The organism is Vibrio aquaticus (genome assembly GCF_003970385.1).
Lineage (GTDB): Bacteria > Pseudomonadota > Gammaproteobacteria > Enterobacterales > Vibrionaceae > Vibrio > Vibrio aquaticus.
Window position 1 is genome coordinate 127736 of record NZ_RXZH01000003.1, and the last position, 19748, is coordinate 147483.

General features: G+C 46.8%; 19 protein-coding genes and 1 other RNA gene. 16 read left to right on the plus strand and 4 right to left on the minus strand.

Annotated elements, in window-relative coordinates; translation table 11 throughout:
• The first annotated feature begins 319 nt into the window (after positions 1-319).
• The 5 genes from petA (at position 320) to sspB (ending at position 4145) form a co-directional block, all read left to right on the plus strand.
• Complete coding sequence (gene petA / locus EJ063_RS09555; RefSeq protein ID WP_126574064.1) at positions 320-913, plus strand: ubiquinol-cytochrome c reductase iron-sulfur subunit; 594 nt, start codon at positions 320-322, stop codon at positions 911-913.
• The gene (locus EJ063_RS09560) at positions 913-2178 is read left to right on the plus strand and encodes a cytochrome b (protein ID WP_126574065.1); all 1266 of its coding nucleotides are present in this window, start codon (positions 913-915) and stop codon (positions 2176-2178) included. The genes petA and EJ063_RS09560 overlap by 1 nt, the downstream gene beginning before the upstream one ends.
• Positions 2175-2912, plus strand: a complete 738-nt coding sequence (locus EJ063_RS09565) for a cytochrome c1 (RefSeq protein ID WP_126574066.1) — start codon at positions 2175-2177, stop codon at positions 2910-2912. Before EJ063_RS09560 ends, EJ063_RS09565 begins: the two co-directional genes overlap by 4 nt.
• Positions 2913-3009: 97 nt before the next feature.
• Positions 3010-3645 carry a stringent starvation protein SspA gene (sspA, locus tag EJ063_RS09570; RefSeq protein ID WP_126574067.1) on the plus strand — a complete coding sequence of 212 codons (636 nt, stop codon included), beginning with the start codon at positions 3010-3012 and terminating at the stop codon, positions 3643-3645.
• Between the two features lie 8 nt (positions 3646-3653).
• Positions 3654-4145, plus strand: a complete 492-nt coding sequence (gene sspB, locus EJ063_RS09575) for a ClpXP protease specificity-enhancing factor (RefSeq protein ID WP_126574068.1) — start codon at positions 3654-3656, stop codon at positions 4143-4145.
• A gap of 81 nt (positions 4146-4226) precedes the next feature.
• On the opposite strand, the gene EJ063_RS09580 is transcribed toward sspB, so the two are convergent.
• The 4 genes from EJ063_RS09580 to EJ063_RS09595 are packed head-to-tail and all read right to left on the minus strand — an operon-like array spanning position 4227 to position 7560.
• Complete coding sequence (locus tag EJ063_RS09580) at positions 4227-4796, minus strand: BON domain-containing protein (RefSeq protein WP_126574069.1); 570 nt, start codon at positions 4794-4796, stop codon at positions 4227-4229.
• Positions 4797-4799: 3 nt separating this feature from the next.
• The gene (locus EJ063_RS09585; RefSeq protein WP_126574070.1) at positions 4800-5390 is read right to left on the minus strand and encodes a phosphoheptose isomerase; all 591 of its coding nucleotides are present in this window, start codon (positions 5388-5390) and stop codon (positions 4800-4802) included.
• Between the two features lie 3 nt (positions 5391-5393).
• The gene (locus EJ063_RS09590; RefSeq protein ID WP_126574071.1) at positions 5394-5759 is read right to left on the minus strand and encodes a YraN family protein; all 366 of its coding nucleotides are present in this window, start codon (positions 5757-5759) and stop codon (positions 5394-5396) included.
• Complete coding sequence (locus EJ063_RS09595) at positions 5746-7560, minus strand: penicillin-binding protein activator (protein WP_126574072.1); 1815 nt, start codon at positions 7558-7560, stop codon at positions 5746-5748. Before EJ063_RS09595 ends, EJ063_RS09590 begins: the two co-directional genes overlap by 14 nt.
• 62 nt (positions 7561-7622) lie before the next feature.
• Here EJ063_RS09595 and rsmI point away from each other — a divergent pair, with 62 nt between their 5' ends.
• From rsmI to murG, 11 genes are all read left to right on the plus strand, one after another.
• On the plus strand, positions 7623-8486 hold the full coding sequence (rsmI, locus tag EJ063_RS09600) for a 16S rRNA (cytidine(1402)-2'-O)-methyltransferase (RefSeq protein WP_126574073.1): 864 nt from the start codon (positions 7623-7625) through the stop codon (positions 8484-8486).
• A 121-nt stretch (positions 8487-8607) separates the two neighbouring features.
• An RNA gene (gene rnpB / locus EJ063_RS09605) (RNase P RNA component class A) lies at positions 8608-9039 on the plus strand.
• A gap of 186 nt (positions 9040-9225) precedes the next feature.
• Positions 9226-10176 (plus strand): 16S rRNA (cytosine(1402)-N(4))-methyltransferase RsmH, encoded by a 951-nt coding sequence (gene rsmH, locus EJ063_RS09610; protein ID WP_126574074.1) that lies wholly within the window; start codon positions 9226-9228, stop codon positions 10174-10176.
• Between the two features lie 6 nt (positions 10177-10182).
• Positions 10183-10500, plus strand: a complete 318-nt coding sequence (gene ftsL, locus EJ063_RS09615; protein WP_126574075.1) for a cell division protein FtsL — start codon at positions 10183-10185, stop codon at positions 10498-10500.
• Positions 10497-12215: a penicillin-binding transpeptidase domain-containing protein gene (locus tag EJ063_RS09620; RefSeq protein ID WP_126574076.1), complete on the plus strand. Its 1719-nt coding sequence runs from the start codon at positions 10497-10499 to the stop codon at positions 12213-12215. Before ftsL ends, EJ063_RS09620 begins: the two co-directional genes overlap by 4 nt.
• A 17-nt stretch (positions 12216-12232) precedes the next feature.
• Complete coding sequence (murE, locus tag EJ063_RS09625; RefSeq protein ID WP_126574077.1) at positions 12233-13717, plus strand: UDP-N-acetylmuramoyl-L-alanyl-D-glutamate--2,6-diaminopimelate ligase; 1485 nt, start codon at positions 12233-12235, stop codon at positions 13715-13717.
• Entirely contained in the window at positions 13714-15072 is a 1359-nt protein-coding gene (locus EJ063_RS09630; protein ID WP_126574078.1) for a UDP-N-acetylmuramoyl-tripeptide--D-alanyl-D-alanine ligase, read from the plus strand. The genes murE and EJ063_RS09630 overlap by 4 nt, the downstream gene beginning before the upstream one ends.
• Entirely contained in the window at positions 15069-16151 is a 1083-nt protein-coding gene (mraY, locus tag EJ063_RS09635; RefSeq protein ID WP_126574079.1) for a phospho-N-acetylmuramoyl-pentapeptide-transferase, read from the plus strand. The genes EJ063_RS09630 and mraY overlap by 4 nt, the downstream gene beginning before the upstream one ends.
• Before the next feature lie 18 nt (positions 16152-16169).
• Positions 16170-17486 (plus strand): UDP-N-acetylmuramoyl-L-alanine--D-glutamate ligase, encoded by a 1317-nt coding sequence (gene murD, locus EJ063_RS09640; protein WP_208640369.1) that lies wholly within the window; start codon positions 16170-16172, stop codon positions 17484-17486.
• Between the two features lie 13 nt (positions 17487-17499).
• Positions 17500-18696, plus strand: a complete 1197-nt coding sequence (gene ftsW / locus EJ063_RS09645) for a cell division protein FtsW (RefSeq protein WP_126574081.1) — start codon at positions 17500-17502, stop codon at positions 18694-18696.
• Positions 18683-19744 carry an undecaprenyldiphospho-muramoylpentapeptide beta-N-acetylglucosaminyltransferase gene (gene murG / locus EJ063_RS09650; RefSeq protein ID WP_126574082.1) on the plus strand — a complete coding sequence of 354 codons (1062 nt, stop codon included), beginning with the start codon at positions 18683-18685 and terminating at the stop codon, positions 19742-19744. Before ftsW ends, murG begins: the two co-directional genes overlap by 14 nt.
• Positions 19745-19748 lie beyond the last annotated feature (4 nt).

Here is a 19748-nt window from a genome sequence, read left to right on the forward strand (position 1 = left end):
AAGATTTTTCGCTTCCAATGTTTACATTGGAATGTGGTCCAAAAGCCTGGCTTCTGCCAGGCTTTTTTGTTTTTTATCCCTCAAAAAATTCCTTTCCGACACAGACTTACCGTTTGCAGTACCTTACTTACTCTCCTTTTGTGACCTCACAGGCGATTCGCCTCACAAATGTTACAAAAAGGTAGCTTTATCTTGTCAAAAAGTAGGGTTTTATTTATCATTTGCCGTCAAATAAATACAACTAAATTCGTATTTTGTTAGCCATGCTCTTTAAGCGGAATAACAATAATCCACAAGGAGCAAATGGGAGAATGTTTGGATGAGCAATGCGCCTTTAAATAACGGCCGTAGACGTTTCCTAACCGCGACAACAGCTGTTGTTGGTGGTCTGGGAGCTGCTGCTGTCGCCGTTCCTTTTATTAAATCTTGGAACCCAAGTGACAAAGCCAAAGCTGCGGGTGCCCCTGTTGAAGTTGATATCGGTAAACTTGAAGAAGGGCAAATGGTTCGTGTCGAGTGGCGTGGTAAACCTGTATGGGTTGTCCGTCGTGCACAAACCGTTGTAGATGGGCTTAAATCAATCGATGGTCAATTACGTGACCCGTCTTCTGGTGAAGAACAACAACCGACTTACGCTCAGAATGCTTTCCGCTCAATTAAGCCTGAGTATTTTGTTGCAGTAGGTATCTGTACACACCTTGGTTGTTCACCAACGTATTTACCTGACAGTTTCAATGAACAAGTTCAGGGTGTGAAATCTGGTTTCTTCTGTCCATGTCATGGTTCTAAGTTCGACATGGCAGGACGTGTATTCCAGGGTGTTCCTGCGCCATTGAACCTAGTTGTTCCAAAGCACATGTATTTAAGTGATACAAGAATCCTTATCGGTGTTGACGAAGAAGGGGAGGCATAATGCAAGGTCTACTGGATTGGGTAGAAAAACGCATACCCGCAATGAACGCGTACAAGAAGCACCTTTCTGAGTACCCGATGCCGAAGAACTTTAACTTCTGGTATCTATTTGGCTCGTTGGCAATGCTTGTTTTGGTTAACCAAATCCTCACGGGTATTTGGCTAACAATGAACTACGTACCATCTGGTGATGGTGCATTTGCGTCAATCGAATACATCATGCGTGATGTAGAGTACGGTTGGCTACTGCGTTATATGCACTCTACAGGTGCGTCAGCATTCTTCGTTGTCGTTTATCTGCATATGTTCCGTGGTCTTATCTACGGCTCATATCAGAAGCCTCGTGAGCTGCTGTGGATCTTTGGCATGCTTATCTTCCTTGTGTTGATGGCTGAAGCGTTCATGGGTTACCTACTTCCTTGGGGACAAATGTCTTACTGGGGCGCGCAGGTAATCATCTCACTATTCGGTGCAATTCCTGTTATTGGTGACGATTTAACACTATGGATTCGTGGTGACTACGTTATCTCTGGTGCGACGCTAAACCGTTTCTTCGCTCTGCACGTTATCGCACTGCCAATTGTACTTCTGCTGCTAATCGTACTTCACGTACTCGCGCTGCATGAAGTGGGCTCGAATAACCCTGACGGTATCGAAACCAAGCTTCCTAAAGGCACAATGGGCGATGACTACAAAACTCAGTTCCCATTCCACAAGGATTACACTAAGAAATACGACATCATCGACTCTATTCCGTTCCACCCTTACGGTACGGTTAAGGATATGGTGGGTGTTGCTGGCTTCTTGTTCTTCTTCTGTTACGTGCTGTTCTTTAACCCAGAGATGGGCGGTTTCTTCCTTGAGCCACCTAACTTTGAAGCGGCTAACCCACTGAAAACGCCTGAACACATTGCTCCTGTATGGTACTTCACTCCGTTCTACGCGATCCTGCGTGCGGTTCCAGATAAGCTACTTGGTGTTATCGCGATGGGTGGTGCAATCGCTGTACTGTTTGCTCTACCGTGGTTTGACCGTTGTAAGGTCCGTTCTTACCGTTACCGCAGTAAGTTCCACCTATTCAATATCATCCAATTTACGATCAGTTTCATTGCTCTTGGTATTCTAGGCGCGCTTCCAGCAACGGATCTATACACGCTGTTAGCTCGAATCTTTAGTTTGGGTTACTTCATGTTCTTCGTATTGCTGTTCTTCTACAGTAAGAATGAAGCGACTAAGCCACTACCAGAAAGGGTGACATTCAAATGAAAAAATGGATTGTAATTTTATTTGCAATGCTGCCTTCATTGGCGATGGCAGCGGGTGCAAACGTACCACTAGACAAAGCAAACAATGACCTTAGTGACCAAGCTTCACTTCAAAATGGCGCCAAGCTGTTTATGAACTACTGTTTCGCTTGTCACTCAACGCAATATCAACGTTACGAGCGTGTTGCTCGTGACATTGGTATCCCAGTTGATTTGTTAAAAGATAACCTGATCTTTGATCCTGAAGCGAAGGTTGGCGATCTTATGGTGAGCGCGATTCCACAAGAATCAGCGGCGAAATGGTTTGGTGCTCCACCACCAGACCTAACTCTTGTTGCTCGAGTTCGTGGTACAGATTGGTTATACACTTACCTACGCTCTTTCTATGAAGATCCAAGCCGTCCATTTGGCGTTAACAATGTTGTTTTCCCAAGTGTTGGTATGCCGCATGTTCTAGAAGAGCTGCAAGGTATTCCTAAGCCGGTTTACGCAACAGAGATTGTTGATGGCAAAGAAGTGACGAAAGTTGTTGGTACTCAATCAGACGGTACTGGTGAGCTGAACCAAGAAGAATATGATAACGCAGTGCGTGATCTCGTAAACTTCCTAGAGTACTCAGGTGACCCTGTGAAACTCGAGCGTCATGCTCTAGGTTGGTGGGTAATGGGTTTCCTTGTTATCTTCACTATCGTTGTAGTATTGCTGAAGAAAGAGTATTGGCGTGATGTGCACTAATTGTGCTATCATACCGTGCTAATTCCCAATTTTTGAACTTAACAATGGAGGCATAGCCTCCATTGTTTTTATATTTGTAAGTGTGCTGGAGGGCTCCATGGCTGTAGCTGCCAATAAACGTTCTGTGATGACTCTGTTTTCAAGTGCATCTGATATGTATAGCCATCAGGTACGTATTGTTCTAGCAGAGAAAGGTGTAAGTGTTGAAGTAGAACTTGTAGATGATGCAAATCTACCTGCTGAGCTTATTGAACTTAACCCGTACAAGACAGTTCCTACACTGGTTGACCGTGAGCTAGCGCTTTACGATTCAAAGATCATTATGGAATACCTAGATGAGCGTTTCCCTCATCCACCGCTAATGCCTGTATACCCGGTTGCTCGTGGTAATAGTCGTCTAATGATTTACCGTATCGAGAAAAACTGGTACACGCTTGCTGAGAAAGTTGTAAAAGGCAACGCTGAAGAAGCGGAATCGGCACGTAATAAACTGCGTAACGACCTACTGACTCTAGCGCCAGTGTTTGCAGAGTATGAATACTTCATGAGTGAAGAGTTCAGCCTAATCGACTGCTACCTTGCACCTTTGCTATGGCGTCTACCTCAAATGGGTATTGAGCTAGTTGGCCCAGGTTCTAAAGAGCTTAAGATTTACATGAACCGCGTATTTGAGCGTGATTCATTCCTAGCTTCTCTTACAGAAGCTGAACGTGAAATGCGTCTAACTCGCTAATCGAGAAGATGGATATCGCAAATATGACACCACGCCGACCATACATGCTGCGCGCATTCTATGATTGGCTGGTAGATAACGACTTAACACCACATTTGGTTGTTTCTGCTGATCTTCCTGGGGTACGAGTACCGCTCGAGTTCGTGCAAGATGGTCAAATCATTCTAAATATTGCACCAAGAGCGGTGGGTAATTTAGAGCTTGGCAACGAAGCGATTACGTTTAGTGCTCGTTTTAGTGGTCGCCCTCATTCGGTTATTGTTCCGCTTTATGCAGTACAAGCGATTTACGCTCGAGAGAACGGCGCAGGCACTATGTTTGAGCCTGAAGAAGCTTACGAGGGTGAGTATGAAGAAGGTATCTTTGAAGAAGAGGAGCTAGCGGAAGAGATGACTCTCTCTGTTGCTTCAGACTCTGAAGAAACAACCGCTTCTGACGATGATGGTGATGATGAACCACCGAGACCAAAAGGTCGCCCAAGTTTAAGAGTCGTAAAATAACAAAAAGCAGCGTGAAAACGCTGCTTTTTTTGTGCCCCAATTATGGTCTTTGGTGCCTAAGACAGATATAAGAACGCGGGATTAGCTTTCAGAATGGAAGGCTCGAATCACCTGTTTTACGCCAGAAATGTTACGGGCAATGTCTGTTGCTATATCCGCATGTTGCTCAGAGACATAACCAAGCAAGAACACTTCTTTATCTTCTGTAATAACCTTAATCTTTACTCCATTGAGTTCAGAGTTCGCTAGCAACGCTGATTTAACTTTGGTTGTTATCCAGCTATCGTGGCTAATCTCGCCCATTGAAATAGGAGCCTTGACGCGCAATTGGTTGTGAACGTTTTTCACCCCTTTGATGTCACGTGCTTGAGACTCAAAATCGCGCTTCAACGACTCAGTGTTCGCTTGCCCCACTAGGACCACAGTCCCGTTGTATGAACTGGCTGTGATACGAGCATTTCCACGAAAGGGCGCTTTGTTGCCGATGCCTGCGACTTCAAACTCAATGTTGTTATCGTTCCAAATTTCTTGAGTGCTTCGTGGATCAATCACAATACTGGCAGTGGTGGCTGCTCCAGCAACAAACAGGCCCGCACAGCCTGTGGTTGAAAGAAGGATGAGAGCAAGGAAAAAGGCTTTAACAGAATGCATAAGTTACTCTTCGTGAGCTGGGAACAATACTTGGTCGATAAGATCGCATAAGCAGTGCATCGTCACCATATGAACTTCATGAATTCTTGCCGTTCTGTGAGATGGAATACGGATCTCTACATCATGTTCACCAAGCAAGCCAGCCATTTCACCACCGTCTTTACCGGTTAATGCAATGATGGTCATATCACGCGTTACCGCCGCTTCCATGGCCTTAATGATGTTTTTGCTATTACCGCTGGTCGATATCGCCAAAAGAATATCGCCTGGCTGACCAAATGCACGAACTTGCTTTGAGAAGATCTCTTCGTAGTGGTAGTCGTTCGCCACTGCCGTTAATGTTGTGTTATCAGCGGTGAGAGCCATAGCCGGAAGGCTTGGGCGTTCAGTTTCAAAGCGGTTTAGAAGACAAGAAACAAATTGTTGCGCGTTTGAAGAAGAGCCACCATTACCACAGCAGAGAATCTTGCTGCCATTCAGTAGGCTTGCCACCATCGCTTGTGCAGCGTGAGTAATCGCGTCAGGTAACGCTTCTGCGGCTGCGATTTGAATTTGAATACTTTCAGTAAAACTGTCTTTAATGCTATCGAGCATTGTTTATCCTTCGGTTATTGCGTTCTTAATCCATTCGATTTGCTCACCTTGCTTATGAATCGCAATAAGGTCAAATCGAAAGTCTGTTGAATAGATAGATAAGCCATTCTTCAGCAACCACACATTGGCGGCTTTGATTAGCTTCTTTATTTTGCTGCGAGTGACGGTTTCCGCTGCATGGCCATAAGCCTGACTGTTTCTATAGCGGACTTCGACAAACACGATGGTAGGGCCGTCACGCATAATCAGGTCGAGCTCTCCACCTTTGGCAAGGAAGTTTCGCTCAATTATGGTTAAGCCGCAACCGATAAGGTACTTTTCGGCAGCGGCTTCATAGAGTTGCCCCTGTGAGCGACTAGTGTTTGGCACCGTGCTCAGCCCAAGTGACTTCGCGCTGTACGACACAGTTTTGGTCGATGGTTAACACCCCGGTATTACCTTGGATGTTGTAGCCTGGGACCACCTTCATTTGTGGTAGGTGCTCAAGAAGTTGGTAGGCGTCCATCCCAAGAGCTTGAAGGCGCTTCTCTGCATTCGACTCCTTCGGCCACAGTTGATCCATTTGCGCTTTCAGTGCAGCCTCTGGTTGAATCAGTAGTGGGATGTCACTGTACATGACACCGGATAGGTCTTCGTATTGATGACGACCACTGTTGCTGCGTGAGTTCGAGTACAGTTTTGGTGGCACTGTGTCAGGGTTGATAGCCACTTCGATAAACGGCTTGATAAGAGTAAGTTCAGAGCTTTGAGCAACGATGTAAACCGAATCGATATCGCGACGGCTACGAGGCTGGCTTTCTAATGGGGCGCTCAGTAGCGACTCCATTTGAGCGATGTGCTGCTGACTTGATTGTAAACCAAAGACATTATTGATATCGCGCTGTAGTTGACGTTTATCACCGAATAGATTCACCGCGACCTTAGTGTCACTGTGTTTTTTCCACTCTTGCTCAAAGGCTTCAACAACACGAGAGCCTAGACGGCCTTTTGGCGCCAAGATAAGTGGGTATTGATAACCTTGTGCAGAAAGGTGCTTAGCGGCCTGCGCGACTTCTTGCTCTGGAGAAAGCGCTAGGTAACAAACGTTGGTGCCAGGAACAATTTCATCGGGAATGTTAAGAGCAAGTGCTGAAATATTACTGTTTGAATCTGCAAATGCTTGTTGTAGTTGCTCAATGTTGCTCTTAACTAAAGGACCGACAATGGAATCAACCTGCTTATCAATGATCGCTGATTTGATCTCTTCTGGTGTTTTCTCGTTGGTATCAATGACCGTTAGCGTGGCATTTTCGTCACGTTCTTTATCATTCATCATCGATAAAACAAAGCCATCACGAATCAATTGTGCCTGCTTAGCGAATTTTCCTGAAAGAGGAAGCAGCAGTGCCGTATTGACTGGTTTGGTGATTTCTAAAGCCAGAATATCAAGGATGGCCTGAGGTGTGTATTGGGCCGCCGGGTGAGTCGGGTTTTGCTCAATCCATTGAGTTAAGCGATCTTTGAGTGCTGGCAAGTTTGTTGACAGTACTTTGGTGTCACTCGATAACTCAAGCCAACCTAGCCAAACACTATTGCTCTCTTGTTGTTTGTTAGCGAGCAGAGCGGCACCGGTATAAGACTCTAGATTACGCCAGATGTTATCAGCGATCGCTGCTTGCTCTGATTCAGGCTGATATTGACTGCCAAGAGAAAGCTCTTTCGCGGTGTTGTAGAAGTCTCCTAACTGAACGTACAAAGAGGCACGAACTTGATGGTAAGTTCCCCACTGTTCGTTAGCAAGCTGCCATGAAGGGCGGAAGTTTAATAGGTCTAACGCTTCCTGAGGTTTGCCTTGTGCTTGCAGCAGTTCCGCTCGCGCAAGTTGCCATTCAGCCTGCTGCATGTCAGTCAGTGTTTGGCGAGCTAAACGTTTAATGAGAAGTTCAGCTTGCGTTGTGTCGCCATTATCGACAGACGCTTTAAGGGCCATGATCAACCAATCGTTTTGAATAGCGCCGCTCGTGCTATCCGCGCGCATTAGATAAGTTTGAACAGGTTGATTTGGATCTAAGGTAATATCCACACTCTGAGGTGTTTTAGGAGCAGAAGAACACGCTGCCAAAGTGACAGCAAGTGCTACAGGAGTCAGTAAGCGTGTTACACTGAGACGCTTGTGGTTTTTCTTGGCCATGAGTTCTTTATAATTCCGTATAAAATTGTGTCTATATTAATCGTTGAAGTGATGGTAAACAAATGACAGATAACAAAACCTTACCAACTGAGGTTCCAACTCTTTATATCGTACCTACGCCAATCGGCAACTTAGGTGATATTACTCAACGAGCGATAGAAGTGCTATCTACAGTTGACCTTATTGCGGCTGAAGATACACGTCATAGTGGCAAACTACTGTCTCACTTTGGCATTCAAACGAAAACTTTTGCGCTTCATGATCATAATGAACAGCAGAAAGCGCAAGTATTAGTCGACAAATTGTTAGCTGGGCACTCTATTGCATTGGTTTCTGATGCGGGTACCCCATTAATTAGTGATCCAGGATACCATCTTGTCAATCAATGTCGTCAAGCGGGCGTCAGAGTTGTGCCTCTGCCTGGGGCTTGTGCTGTAATCACTGCGTTGAGTGCATCTGGTCTTCCATCAGATCGTTTCAGCTTTGAAGGTTTTCTACCAGCCAAAAGTAAAGGGCGTAAAGATAAGTTTCTGGAGATTGCAAAAGCCGAGCGCACCTGTGTTTTTTACGAATCGCCTCACCGAATTTTAGACTCCCTTGATGATATGCTAGATATCTTAGGGCCTGAGCGTCAGGTTGTCTTGGCTCGAGAGTTGACTAAGACATTTGAAACGATTCAGGGCATGCCATTGGGCGAGCTGATTGAGTGGGTTAAATCGGATCCAAATCAGCAGCGTGGTGAAATGGCGCTATTGATTCATGGTTATCGCACCGAAGCGGAAGATACGCTTCCTGATGAAGTGACGAGAACATTGACTATTCTGACCAAAGAACTTCCTCTCAAGAAAGCGGCCGCAATGACGGCTGAGATTTACAACCTCAAGAAAAATGCTCTCTATAAATGGGGACTAGAGAACTTAGATTAGAGGTCTAGAAGAGGAAGGGGATAAGTTATCTTGGCTAATCCTTCACCACTTAGCCCCTCGTTTGCAGCAATTGTGTGATCTCGCTAGACACCTACAGTAGAAGTCTATACAATCCGCCCTCGGAGTTGACTGGGTAATCGCTGCTCTGTTGATGTCCTTCGGGAGACTGACGTTGAGGTCCTTTTTGGAGACTGACGTTGACGTCCTTCGGGAGACTGACAGGGGGGAGGAACGTCCGGGCTCCAAAGAGCAGGGTGCCAGGTAACGCCTGGGGGGCGCGAGCCCACGACAAGTGCAGCAGAGAGAAAACCGCCGATGGCCCGTAAGGGAACAGGTAAGGGTGAAAGGGTGCGGTAAGAGCGCACCGTGCGTCTGGTAACAGTGCGTAGCAAGGTAAACTCCACCCGGAGCAAGACCAAATAGGCCTCCACATTGCGTTGCTCGCGTAAGGAGGCGGGTAGGTTGCTCGAGCCTGTGAGTGATTGCAGGCCTAGACGAATGGTTACCGCCGCGAAAGCGGTTACAGAACCCGGCGTATGTGTCAACTCCACCTATTCGAGACCCATCGTAACTTTATTGTTATGATGGGTTTTTTGCTTTTTATTGACCAAATTAAATTTCTAACCATTAAACTTGGCGCAAAATCACGAGTTCTCTTTTGCTAGAGGTGGCGATAAGCCGCGAAATCAGTACACTGGAGAGTCTGAATTTATCAATGCGTCAGCTACATGAGATAACTATGACCGAAGCATTCAAACACATATCCGTACTTTTACATGAATCTATCGATGGCTTAGCAATTAAGCCAGATGGCATCTATATTGACGGAACATTCGGTCGTGGTGGTCATAGTCGTACTATTTTATCGAAACTGGGTGACAATGGTCGTCTTTACAGCATTGACAGAGACCCTCAAGCGATTGCTGAAGCGGGTAAGATCGATGATCCTCGTTTCACCATTATTCATGGGCCGTTCTCGGGTATGGCGGACTACGCGGTAGACTACGGTTTAGTTGGTAAAGTCGATGGTGTTTTGCTTGATCTCGGCGTTTCCTCGCCGCAGTTGGATGACGCAGAACGTGGCTTTAGCTTCATGAAAGATGGCCCGTTAGATATGCGTATGGACCCAACATCGGGTATCCCTGTTTCTAAGTGGTTGATGGAAGCAGACCTTGACGATATTACCTGGGTGATTCGTGAATTTGGTGAAGATAAGCATGCTCGTCGTATTGCTAAAGCGATTGTGGCTTACCGTGAAAATGAAGAAAACGAACCGATGACGCGCACTGGTCAATTGGCGAAGTTAATCTCAGAGGCGGCACCAAAAAGCTTTAAAGAGAAAAAACACCCAGCAACGCGTTCATTCCAAGCGTTCCGTATTTACATCAACAGTGAATTGGAAGAGATCGATACGGCATTGAAAGGAGCAGCTAGCATCTTAGCGCCTGAAGGTCGCCTGTCAGTGATCAGTTTCCACTCTCTTGAAGACCGTATGGTTAAGCGCTTTATCCGCAAAGAGAGTAAAGGCCCTGAAGTCCCTCACGGTATTCCAATGACCGAAGATCAAATCAAGGCACTGGGTAGCGCAAACCTAAAACCTGTGAGTAAGGCAATTAAGCCGTCTAAAGAAGAAGTTGAAGAGAACGCGCGCTCTCGCAGCTCTGTACTACGTATTGCTGAAAAACTGTAATTTTTAATGAGTAACTCAACGCCTAACTTAGCAAAACTGATTGCGCTTGACCTGCTTGGGGTTGGGCGTGTTCCTCTGATTTTGTTGGTGTTGATATTCGTCAGTGCGATGGGGGTTGTGTTCATGACTCACCATACACGTGAGGCGATTACTGAGAAAGACCAATCCCTCGTAGAGCGTGAAAGGCTCGATAACGAGTGGCGTAACCTGATTTTAGAAGAGACAGCCTTAGCGGAACACAGCCGCGTTCAAGCCGTCGCCAAAAGTGAGCTGGAAATGAAACGTCCAGACGCCGATAAAGAAGTCATCATTAATCTCCCATGAGCAAAAAAGTTAAACCAACAGAATCGACATCTGAAGTACAGCCAACGGCTTTGATACGTTGGCGTTTTTATATTGTGCTGTTTTTTGTGTTCTGTGCGTTTGCTGCACTTTGCGCGCGGATTGCTTATATCCAAATCATTGAGCCTGATAACCTGATAAAACAGGGTGACATGCGTTCTGTTCGCGCTCAAACACTCCATTCTGCCCGCGGTATTATCTCTGACCGAAATGGTGAACCTTTGGCCGTGAGTGTGCCAGTTGAAGCTGTATGGGCGGATCCGGCGACCATCTTTAAAGAAGGCGGATTAGACAATATCAATCGTTGGTATGCGCTTGCTGATGTACTTGGCCTAAAACGCCAAGACATGATCGATAAAATTAAACGTAATAAGAAGCGACGTTTCATTTATCTGCAACGTCAGGTTAGTCCTGCAATGGCTCACTATATCCGTGAATTGAAACTTGCTGGTGTCGGTTTGAAAGCGGAGTCGCGACGTTATTACCCAGCCGGTGAAGTTAGTGCCCACTTAGTTGGTGTAACTGGTATCGATGGTCATGGCTTAGAAGGGGTTGAGCGTAGCTATGATAAATGGCTAACCGGTGAGGCGGGTAAGCGTATTATTCGCAAAGACCGTTACGGCCGTGTCGTTGAGAATATCTCACTTGAAGAGCGTGAAGAGGGTAAACCACTCGAGCTGACAATCGATCAACGTATCCAAGCTATTGCCTACCGTGCCATTAAACAAGCGGTTGCCGATTACCGAGCCACATCAGGTTCGGCGGTAATTCTAGACGTAAAAACCGGCGCGGTTTTAGCCATGGTGAACGCGCCTTCTTATAACCCGAATAATCGCTCCGACTTACAATCAGCCAAAATGCGTAACCGAGTGATCACGGATGCGTTCGAGCCAGGCTCTACAGTTAAACCATTTGTTGTGTTAGCCGCTTTAGAAAATGGTGTCGCTGATGATGAGACCATTATTGATACCGGCAATGGCATCATGCAAATTGGTGGTAGCCGAGTACGAGATACCTCTAAAGTTGGCAAAGCAGATCTGACTACTATCCTCAAAAAATCGAGTAATATCGGTGTGGCAAAACTCGCGTTAGATATGCCACTTGAAGCGCTGCTTGGTATGTATAGTTCGGTCGGCTTTGGTGAAGTCTCTGGCTTAAACCTTGTCGGCGAAACCAACGGTATTTTCCCTAACCGCCGACGTTGGTCTAAATTCGAAATCGCGACCCTCTCTTTTGGTTACGGTTTGACGATTACGCCTCTTCAGCTTGCTCATGCCTATGCCACTCTCGGCAATTTGGGTGAGTATCAGCCAATTCATATTATTGAAAACAATCAGCGAGACCTTTCTAAGCAGGTCATTGACCACGACAATGCGCGCAAAGTGTTGTCGATGCTCGAAACGGTCACTCAGCCGGGCGGCACTGCGACAAAAGCGGCCGTTCCTGGCTATCGTGTTGCAGCAAAAACAGGTACATCACGTAAAGCCATCGCGGGCGGTTATGGTGACGAATACTTTGCTTATACAGCCGGTGTTGCCCCAGCGAGCGATCCAAGAGTCGCTCTCGTCGTAGTTGTGAATGAACCGCAAGGGGATAACTACTATGGTGGTTCGGTTGCCGGCCCTGTCTTTGCTGAAATTCTTAAGGGAACGCTACAGATCTTGAACGTAGCCCCTGATGAAAACCGATTTAAATAAGATTAAGTGAGTTTACTATGTCCAAGGAACTGACCTTAGCCACGCTGCTTTCTCCATGGCAGGACATTTCTTCCGATAAGATTGCCAACATTGCTGTTCAACACCTTGAATTAGATAGTCGTAAAGTCGTGGCTGGGAACACGTTTGTTGCGGTAAAAGGACACGCTGTTGACGGCCGTCGCTTTATCCCATCTGCCATTGAGCTTGGTGCTAACGCGGTGATCGCCGATGCTTGTGAGCAGCACCCAGCAGGCACGATTGAAAACGTTTCCAATATCCCGGTTATTTATGTTGCTGATTTGGGTCAGCACCTTTCCGTACTGGCTCGTCGCCTATACCCACTGTCAAACCACAAGGTGATTGGCGTAACTGGGACGAATGGCAAAACTACGATTACTCAGCTTATTGCTCAGTGGCTTGATCTTGTTGGTCAAAAGACAGCAGTGATGGGCACAACGGGTAATGGTTTCCTCGATGATTTAAAACCAGCAGCGAATACCACAGGCAGTGCGATTGAAATTCAACACACTCTGCATTGTTTAGAGCAGCAGTCTGCGCGGTTTACTGCGTTAGAAGTCTCGTCTCATGGCCTAGTTCAAGGACGTGTTAAGGCGCTTGAGTTTGAAGTTGGTGTGTTTTCCAATCTGAGCCGTGACCATCTCGATTATCACGGTACGATGGAAGAGTATGCAGAAGCGAAGTTTACGTTGTTTAGCGAACACAAATGCCATCATGCAGTCATCAATGTGGATGATGAAGTGGGCGCAAATTGGGTTGAGCGTTTAGACCATGCTATTGCCGTCTCTCTTAAACCCACTCAGCATCAAAAGGCGGTTTGGGCGAAGAACGTAAGTTATTCAGAGCAAGGTATTTCTCTGAGCTTTGATGGTACGTTTGGCGCTGGACAGCTGCATGTCCCGCTTATTGGTGAGTTTAACGCGAGCAATGTCATGCTCGCATTAACGACGTTGCTTACGTTGGGTATCGATAAACAACGTTTGATTGAGACAGCGAGCTCTTTGAAGCCGGTGCTGGGTCGAATGGAACTGTTTACTGCGCCCAAGAAAGCGAAAGTTGTCGTCGATTATGCCCACACACCAGACGCATTAGAAAAAGCATTGAACGCGCTGCGAGTCCATTGTGAAGGTCAACTATGGGCTATTTTTGGCTGCGGTGGTGACCGAGATAAAGGTAAGCGTCCGATGATGGCTGACATTGGTGAGCGTTTAGCTGACCGCGTCATTTTAACGGACGATAACCCTCGCAGTGAGTCTCCAGCTGAGATAGTTCAAGATATGCTAGTGGGAATGCAGCAACCTGAACTATCAGTGGTTGAACACAATCGTTTTGAAGCACTGCAGTTTGCACTATCGAATAGTCAGGCTGACGATATTATTCTTTTAGCCGGTAAAGGGCATGAGGATTATCAAGTGATGGCAACAGAGACGATTCACTACTCTGACCGAGAGTCTGCTATTCAACTTTTGGAGCAAGGTGCATGATTTCATTAATGTTAAGCCAAATCGCCGAAGCGCTAGACGCGCAGTTGGTCGGTAGCGACAAAGCCATTACTGCAGTTTCAACCGATACTCGCGCGATTGAGCAAGGCGCTTTGTTTGTTGCGTTAGTCGGTGAGCGTTTTGATGCACATAACTTTACAGCACAAGCAGTAGAAGCGGGTGCTGGCGCATTACTGGTAAACAAAGCGGTGAGTGATTCTGTACCGCAATTGATCGTTGAAGATACTCAGGTAGCCTTAGGTCAACTTGGGCAATTGGTCCATCACGTCTGTCAAACCCCAACCGTGGCGATTACGGGCAGCTGTGGTAAAACCACAGTGAAAGAAATGATCGCCAGTATCATGGAACAGAAAGGGCAGGTATTGTTCACAGCAGGTAACTTCAACAACGAAATTGGCGTTCCTTTAACGCTGCTTCGCTCTACCCCTGAAGATGACTTTGCCGTGATTGAACTTGGGGCGAATCATATTGGTGAAATCGCCTATACCACCCGTTTAGTGCAGCCAGATGTGGCATTAGTGAATAACGTGGCCGCGGCGCACCTAGAAGGTTTTGGCTCCATGGATGGCGTAAAGCAAGCCAAAGGTGAAATCTACCAAGGACTTCAAGCGGGCTCGGTTGCTGTGGTTAACTTAGACAGCAATGGTGGTCAGTTCTGGGAACAAGTATTGGCCGATAAAGTGGTGAAAACCTTCTCTTTACTTGATGATAGTGCTGATTACACCGCTCAAGACATTCAGTTAAATGCCATCGGTGAAGCGAGCTTTACTCTAAATAGCCCGATAGGCTCAGTTGCAATCAAACTGGGTATTATAGGCCAGCATAATGTGGCGAATGCGTTGGCGGCTACAGCGTTGGCTTTAGAGCTTGGAGCCAGCTTAGAGATGATTCAAGCCGGCCTCGCTTCACTTAATAAGGTGAAAGGTCGTGTAGAATTGATCGAGCTTAGCAACAATATCAAGCTGATCGACGACAGTTACAATGCCAGTGTTCCAGCCATGAAAGCTGCCGCAGATTTGCTGTCGGGGTTTGAGGGTGTGCGCTGGCTTATTTTAGGCAATATGGCGGAGTTAGGCGATGAAAGTCTTGCACTTCATCGTCAAGTCGGACAACATGCTGCCCCATTCAAATTTGACTACGTGCTTACTTATGGCGCAGACGCGAAAGCGATCAGCGATGAGTGTGATGGAACTCATTTCGAGGATCATCAGAGCATGATTGATTTTATTAAACAGCAGGTAGAACAGCACCAAGCACCACAAACACTATTGGTCAAAGGGGCAAATAGTGCGGGTATGAGTAAAGTTGCTGCTGCTGTTAAGGAGATGTACACATGATTATTTGGCTCGCGGAGCTGCTACAGCCATATTTTTCATTCTTCCGTTTGTTTGAGTACCTTTCATTTCGAGCGATCGTTAGTGTGTTAACAGCACTTGGCCTGTCATTGTGGATGGGCCCGATTATGATCCGCCGTTTGCAAATGTTGCAGATAGGTCAGGTTGTTCGTAATGAAGGCCCAGAATCGCACTTTAGCAAGCGCGGTACGCCTACTATGGGCGGAATCATGATCTTAACTGCGATTGTGACGACGGTATTGCTTTGGACTGACCTCTCTAACCCTTATGTTTGGGCCGTCTTGGCAGTCTTACTAGGGTATGGTGCCGTGGGCTTTGTGGATGATTATCGCAAAGTGGTACGTAAAAATACCGATGGCCTTATCGCTCGTTGGAAATACTTCTGGCAGTCAGCGATCGCACTTGTGGTGGCTTTTGCTCTGTATGCGCATGGTAAAGACACCGCAGCCACTCAGCTGGTTGTGCCGTTTTTCAAAGACATCATGCCTCAGCTTGGCTTGTTCTACATTATCCTGACCTACTTCGTCATTGTAGGTACCAGTAATGCCGTTAACTTAACGGATGGCCTTGATGGTTTGGCAATTATGCCTACTGTGCTGGTTTCAGCGGGTTTTGCTGCTATTGCTTGGGCAACGGGTAACGTTCAGTTTGCAAATTACCTCCATATCCCATACATCCCTCACGCTTCTGAGCTTGTTGTGGTATGTGCTGCCATCGTTGGTGCAGGTTTGGGCTTCCTTTGGTTCAATACTTATCCAGCGCAAGTGTTCATGGGCGATGTTGGCTCATTAGCACTCGGTGGCGCTTTAGGTACGATTGCTGTCTTGGTTCGTCAAGAGTTCGTGTTGGTGATCATGGGCGGTGTTTTTGTGATGGAAACGCTATCGGTAATCTTGCAGGTAGGCTCATACAAGCTACGCGGTCAACGCATTTTCCGCATGGCGCCGATTCACCACCACTATGAGTTGAAAGGCTGGCCAGAGCCGCGTGTTATCGTACGCTTTTGGATCATCTCAATCGTACTGGTATTGGTAGGCTTAGCAACGCTGAAAGTACGATAAGGATTGGTATCCATGACCATGGTACGTTGGCAAAACATCGAAAAAGTGGTGGTTGTAGGGCTCGGCATTACCGGGCTCTCAGTCGTTAAGCATCTACTCTCTTTGCCCAAGTCACTCGACATTCGTGTTATTGATACTCGAGATTGTCCTCCAGGCCGTGACGAGCTTCCGAACTCGGTTCAACTTCACTCAGGCAGCTGGAACGTGGATTGGCTGTTAGAAGCGGATCTCGTCGTCACTAACCCAGGTATCGCATTAGCCACACCTGAAATACAGCAAGTGTTGCATGCCAATATTCCAGTTGTGGGTGACATCGAATTGTTTGCATGGCAGGTTAGTAAGCCGGTTATCGCCATTACCGGTTCTAATGGTAAAAGTACGGTTACTGATTGGACTGGCAGCGTTGCAAAAGCGATGGGGCTCACCGTCGGTGTGGGGGGTAACATCGGTGTGCCAGCACTCGACTTACTCAAGCAAGATGCTGACTTATATGTGTTAGAGCTATCGAGCTTTCAACTAGAGACAACATCGTCGTTAAAACCTAAAGCCGCCGCTTTTCTTAACTTATCTGAAGATCATATGGATCGCTATCAAGGCATGACGGATTACCGTGAAGCTAAACTGCGAATCTTTGATCAGGCTGAGTCTTGTATCGTCAATGCGGACGATAAAGCGACCTATCCTGACACTCCGAAAAATGTGGTTGAGTTCAGCTTAAGCAAAGCGTGTCGTTATCATTTGATGGTAGCGGATGATGTAGAGTGGTTAGCTGTTGATGAACAGCCTATTTGTGCGACATCAGATCTCTCTTTGGTAGGTCGCCACAATGTCGCGAACGCACTGGTTGTTCTTGCTCTGCTCAATGAATCTTCATTTGATATTGTTCAAGGTGTTGAGGCTCTTAAGTCTTACAACGGTTTGACACATCGATGCCAGGTTGTTGCCGATAATCAAGGCGTCAAATGGGTCAATGACTCAAAAGCAACTAATGTCGCGAGTACCTTAGCCGCATTAGCTGGGTTAGAGCTCTCCGGTAAGCTTTATTTACTTGTTGGTGGTGTTGGCAAGGGCGCAGATTTTTCTGAATTAGCTCCAGTGCTTGCTAATCTCAATGTTCAGTTATGTTGTTTTGGCGAAGATGGACATGAATTTATGCCACTTCACACTAGCGCTCAGTCATTTGAAACAATGGCAGATATTGTTCGTTGGGTAGCGCCACAAGTTGAGTCTGGTGACATGGTATTACTTTCTCCGGCTTGTGCGAGCTTTGATCAATTCAATAACTTTATGGCTCGTGGTGACGCCTTCACCGAATTAGCTAACAATTACGCTTAACTGGCAGGGAAGCATGGAGATACGAGAAGTTTTCAGTCGCATTAAACGCTGGGTGGTAAGTGCATCCCCAGAAGTTCTATACGATCGTCAGTTAGTGTGGATTTCACTGGGTTTAATGCTGACTGGTCTGGTAATGGTAACGTCAGCCTCGTTTCCAATCAGCTCTCGTCTTACGGATCAGCCGTTCCACTTCATGTTTCGCCATGCGGTCTTCCTGCTGCTTGCTATTTCAACCTCCGCTGTGATTTTGCAAGTCCCGACTAAACGTTGGCTTCAATACAGTATGTGGCTTCTTCTGCTTTCGATCTTTTTACTTTTTGTCGTGTTGGTTGCGGGTAAATCGGTAAACGGTGCGTCACGTTGGATCCCTCTAGGCTTGTTCAACCTCCAGCCCGCCGAAGTTGCTAAGTTATCCCTATTTATCTTTATGTCAGGGTATCTGGTTCGTAAAAGTGAAGAAGTGCGCTCTAGCTTTGTTGGTGGTTTCATCAAACCCATTGTGGTGTTTGCGACCTTAGCCGTGTTGCTTCTGATGCAGCCAGACTTGGGTACCGTGGTCGTAATGCTCGTTACTCTATTTGGTATGCTTTTTATCGCTGGTGCAAAACTGACTCAGTTCATCGCTCTAATGGTTGTCGGTTTACTCGCGGTTGCAGGCCTTATCTACATAGAGCCCTACCGAATGCGCCGAGTGACCTCCTTTTTAGACCCATGGGAAGACCCGTTTGGTAGCGGCTATCAGTTAACGCAATCACTGATGGCGTTCGGTCGCGGAGAGTGGTTTGGTCAAGGGCTAGGGAACTCTATTCAAAAGTTAGAATACTTACCTGAAGCGCATACTGACTTTGTCTTTGCAGTATTGGCTGAAGAGCTTGGTTTTATTGGGGTGGTTTTAGTCTTGTTACTGGTGTTTAGCCTTGTGACTAAAGCAATCTATATTGGCCGTAGAGCGCTCGAAAGTGAGCAGTTATTTGGCGGGTATCTCGCCTTTGGTATTGGGATCTGGTTTGCTTTCCAAACGCTTGTTAATGTAGGCGCTGCAGCGGGTATGGTCCCGACTAAAGGTTTGACCTTGCCCCTGATCAGTTACGGTGGTTCCAGTTTGATTGTCATGTCAGTGGCGGTTTCTATCCTTTTACGTATTGACCATGAATATCGACTCTCGCAAGTAGAACAAGAACAAAAGTTAGAAACGAATGAACAAGAATAAACGATTAATGGTGATGGCTGGTGGTACTGGCGGTCATGTATTTCCTGGCCTAGCGGTCGCTAAAAAACTCCAAGAGCAAGGGTGGGAAATCCGCTGGTTGGGGACGGCTGATCGAATGGAAGCGGACTTGGTGCCAAAACACGGCATCGAAATAGACTTTATCAAAGTAAAAGGTCTACGAGGTCAAGGCGTGGCTCGTTTAATTAAAGCACCCTTTCAGATAATTAACGCCATCATGCAAGCTAAGGCGCATATGAAACGCTGGAAACCGGATGCGGTTTTAGGCATGGGTGGCTATGTAAGTGGCCCGGGAGGTATCGCGGCGTGGTTACTGGGTATCCCCGTTGTGCTTCATGAGCAGAACGCCGTTGCCGGTTTAACGAACCAGTGGCTGTCGAAAGTGGCAAAGAAAGTGTTTCAAGCTTTTCCGGGCGCATTTCCAACCGCACCGGTTGTCGGTAACCCAGTTCGAGAAGACGTGGTCGCACTTGCTGACCCCGCAGAGCGAATGGCTGAACGTGAAGGTAATATTCGCATCCTAGTGATGGGGGGGAGCCAAGGGGCACGAATTCTCAACCAGACGCTACCAGAGACAATGGCAAACTTAGGTGAAGGCTATGAAATCCGTCACCAAGCAGGGAAGAACAGTCAACAAGAGGTAGAAGCTGCCTACCAAGCGCAGAACGTAAAATCGGCAGAAGTGACAGAATTCATTGATGATGTAGCGGACGCTTATGCTTGGGCTGATATTTTGGTGTGCCGCTCTGGCGCTTTGACCGTATCGGAAGTTTCTGCAGCAGGAGTCGGGGCGATATTTATCCCATTCATGCACAAAGACAGACAGCAAGCACTGAACGCTGACCATTTGGTCGAGTGTGGTGCAGCAAAAATGATTGAGCAGCCTGACCTAACCGTAGATAAATTGGTTTCGGAAATCCAAAGCTTGGACCGTGAAACGCTACTTTCTATGGCAGTAAAAGCAAAAGCGGCTGCAAAGTTAGATGCCGATAAGGTGGTTGCCGACGCCATCATCGCATTGACGAAATAACGAG

Excerpts from the sequence above, each read along its gene's own strand:
- petA (WP_126574064.1), top strand. The coding sequence starts at position 320 with ATGAGCAATGCGCCTTTAAATAACGGCCGTAGACGTTTCCTAACCGCG.
- EJ063_RS09560 (WP_126574065.1), top strand. The coding sequence starts at position 913 with ATGCAAGGTCTACTGGATTGGGTAGAAAAACGCATACCCGCAATGAAC.
- EJ063_RS09565 (WP_126574066.1), top strand. The coding sequence starts at position 2,175 with ATGAAAAAATGGATTGTAATTTTATTTGCAATGCTGCCTTCATTGGCG.
- sspA (WP_126574067.1), top strand. The coding sequence starts at position 3,010 with ATGGCTGTAGCTGCCAATAAACGTTCTGTGATGACTCTGTTTTCAAGT.
- sspB (WP_126574068.1), top strand. The coding sequence starts at position 3,654 with ATGGATATCGCAAATATGACACCACGCCGACCATACATGCTGCGCGCA.
- EJ063_RS09580 (WP_126574069.1), bottom strand. The coding sequence starts at position 4,796 with ATGCATTCTGTTAAAGCCTTTTTCCTTGCTCTCATCCTTCTTTCAACC.
- EJ063_RS09585 (WP_126574070.1), bottom strand. The coding sequence starts at position 5,390 with ATGCTCGATAGCATTAAAGACAGTTTTACTGAAAGTATTCAAATTCAA.
- EJ063_RS09595 (WP_126574072.1), bottom strand. The coding sequence starts at position 7,560 with ATGGCCAAGAAAAACCACAAGCGTCTCAGTGTAACACGCTTACTGACT.
- rsmI (WP_126574073.1), top strand. The coding sequence starts at position 7,623 with ATGACAGATAACAAAACCTTACCAACTGAGGTTCCAACTCTTTATATC.
- rsmH (WP_126574074.1), top strand. The coding sequence starts at position 9,226 with ATGACCGAAGCATTCAAACACATATCCGTACTTTTACATGAATCTATC.
- ftsL (WP_126574075.1), top strand. The coding sequence starts at position 10,183 with ATGAGTAACTCAACGCCTAACTTAGCAAAACTGATTGCGCTTGACCTG.
- EJ063_RS09620 (WP_126574076.1), top strand. The coding sequence starts at position 10,497 with ATGAGCAAAAAAGTTAAACCAACAGAATCGACATCTGAAGTACAGCCA.
- murE (WP_126574077.1), top strand. The coding sequence starts at position 12,233 with ATGTCCAAGGAACTGACCTTAGCCACGCTGCTTTCTCCATGGCAGGAC.
- EJ063_RS09630 (WP_126574078.1), top strand. The coding sequence starts at position 13,714 with ATGATTTCATTAATGTTAAGCCAAATCGCCGAAGCGCTAGACGCGCAG.
- mraY (WP_126574079.1), top strand. The coding sequence starts at position 15,069 with ATGATTATTTGGCTCGCGGAGCTGCTACAGCCATATTTTTCATTCTTC.
- murD (WP_208640369.1), top strand. The coding sequence starts at position 16,170 with ATGGTACGTTGGCAAAACATCGAAAAAGTGGTGGTTGTAGGGCTCGGC.
- ftsW (WP_126574081.1), top strand. The coding sequence starts at position 17,500 with ATGGAGATACGAGAAGTTTTCAGTCGCATTAAACGCTGGGTGGTAAGT.
- murG (WP_126574082.1), top strand. The coding sequence starts at position 18,683 with ATGAACAAGAATAAACGATTAATGGTGATGGCTGGTGGTACTGGCGGT.